This is a genomic window from Micromonospora globbae (assembly GCF_003610785.1).
Lineage (GTDB): Bacteria > Actinomycetota > Actinomycetes > Mycobacteriales > Micromonosporaceae > Micromonospora > Micromonospora globbae.
Genome location: NZ_RAQQ01000081.1, coordinates 1 through 2,287 on the forward strand (window position 1 = coordinate 1; position 2,287 = coordinate 2,287).

At 67.8% G+C, this 2,287-nt stretch carries 1 protein-coding gene and 1 pseudogene; one reads left to right on the plus strand and one right to left on the minus strand.

Going from position 1 to position 2,287, the window contains the following annotated elements:
- Positions 1-87: 87 nt before the first annotated feature.
- Positions 88-861 (plus strand): cytochrome c biogenesis CcdA family protein, encoded by a 774-nt coding sequence (locus D7I43_RS32335; RefSeq protein ID WP_120332332.1) that lies wholly within the window; start codon positions 88-90, stop codon positions 859-861.
- Between the two features lie 267 nt (positions 862-1,128).
- Here the strand turns inward: D7I43_RS32335 and D7I43_RS32340 are convergent.
- A pseudogene (locus tag D7I43_RS32340) lies at positions 1,129-2,160 on the minus strand (multicopper oxidase family protein); the annotation flags it as partial.
- Between the last annotated feature and the right edge of the window lie 127 nt (positions 2,161-2,287).

Below are 2,287 nucleotides of genomic sequence, written 5' to 3' on the forward strand. Positions count from 1 at the left end.
GCGGCCATCGCGCATCACTCTCCTTCACTGGGCTTAGCCGTCTCGAAGGATCGCGCGGTGGCCGTCTCCTATCTACCCAACACGCCCATCACGGGCAAGTCGTACACCACTTCCGTGGACGCAACCGTCGCGGGTCTGGTCAGCTTCTTGTCTCCCTGCGTCCTTCCCCTGGTGCCCGGCTACCTGTCTTACATGACCGGACTCGCCGGTACGGACCTCGACAGCGCCGCTGGCCGTGCGCCGATTGTCAGCGGCGCAGTAGCACTGGTTACCCGTCGCCGCGCGCGAAGCCGGGTCGCAGCCGGCACCCTCGGCTTCATCGGCGGGTTCGCCGTCGTGTTCGTCACGGTGGCGGTGGCGTTCAACGCGGTCGGCCGAGCCTTGACGGCAAACGCCCGTGTCGTCGAGATCGTCGCCGGGGCACTGATCGTGGTGCTCGGGCTGGGCCACCTCGGGGCGTTTCCGCTGCTACAACGGCAATTCCGCGTTGCGCGGCTGCCCGCGGCAGGGGTGGCCAGCGCACCCGTGCTCGGCCTGACCTTCGGCTTGTCCTGGACGCCATGCGTGTCGCCCACGCTCGGTGCGGTGCTCGGCATGGCTTCGGTGGAGTCGACCGCCACCAGAGCAATTGTCCTCGCCCTGGCCTACTGCGCCGGTCTCGGTGTGCCGTTTCTGCTGGTCGGCCTGGGCCTGCGCCGGGCGTTGGCCCTCACCGCCTTCGTACGCCGCCACCATCGCTGGGTCACTCGGCTAGGTGGTGCCCTACTCGTCGCGATCGGGCTAGCCCTGTTGACCGGCGCGTGGAGCGACCTGATGAACTGGCTACGGGCAACGGTGGGGCCAGGGCAGATCGGCATTTGAGGCGGCGGGCGGGCGTTGGCGACACCCGAGAGTGCCGCAGCTCCTACCTCCTTCGGCCACCGGGTCCGGACGTGGGCGCCACCGGCCAGAGCGTGCGGTGATGCCCGCCCACACCGACAACTGCGGCTTGTTCACGGATGAGGGCCGCCCGGCAATGCCGAGCGGCCCTGGTCCTCTCCTGGCCAATCCGCCCACAACTGGGACGTGGCGCACCTGATGCCCGGCTAGTTGCCTTTCCCGCCGAGCGATCTGACTGCCCAAGGGATCTCAGGCCTGGTACGCGAAATTGATCATCATCCCGGTCTCGGCGTGATAGATGTTGTGGCAGTGCGTCATCCACTGGCCTGGGTTGTCAGCATCGAAGTCAACCGAGACAGTCTGCTTCGGCGTCACGATGACGGTGTCCTTGCGGGCGCCGCTTCCCACCACGGCGAAGGTGTGCCCGTGCACATGCATGGGATGAAACATCGTCGTCTCGTTGACGAACTCCAGCCGTACCCGCTCGCCCTGCTTTACCAGCAGCGGATCCAGGTCATCAAAGGTGGCCCCGTTGATGGTCCATCGGTAGGGCATCATCGAGCCGCCGAGTACCAGACGGTGCACCCGGTCAGGTGTGCGGCTGTCCAGCGCCACGTCGTCCGACGCTTTCAGAGCCGCGGTGATCACCACGCGCCGATCCAGCTCGACCGGCCGCACCGAGGGGTTGGGAACGCCGCCAACGCCGGTGCGGACCAGCGCCAGGCCCTGCCCGCCCTTGCCCTCGGCGACCGCCACGAGCGGGAACACTCCGTCACCCAGCTCCACGGTGACATCTGCCCGTTCGCCCATCCCGAGCACCAGAGCGTCCGTGGTGGTCGGGGCGACCGGGAAACCGTCGGTATGGGTGACGGTGAGGCGGTGCCCGCCGAGAGCCACCCGGAACGCGGTATCGGAGGCGGCATTGACCAGGCGAATTCGCACGCGCTGCCGTGGTCGCCCGATCAGGGTGACCGGAGCGGCGGGGATGCGGCCGTTAATCAGGTAGTGGGGGTAGGCGATGTCCCCGGCGCCGCCGAGCAACGGGGAGATCATGGTCTCCATGCCGCCCATCGACATGCCGGACATGCCTGCCATCGGCGCGCTGCCCATGTTCCCGTGGTCCATACCGCTCATCCCACCCATGTCACCGTGGCCGCCCATGTCCTGCAGCGAGGCGAGCACCTGATCCGGGGTGCGGCCGGTGCCGTCGACCCAGTCGTCGAGCACGACGATCCACTCCGCGTCGTACCGGCCGGGCTCGCGTCGATCCTCGACCACGAGGTGTCAAGCCCCGGGTTTGATGGAGAGTTGGTTAGCTGGTTTTCAGGGGTGCGGTGACCGGGTGGGTCATCGCGTGTAGCGCCTCGTACTCGGCGGGTGGGACGTGGCCGAGTTCGCCGTGCAGCCT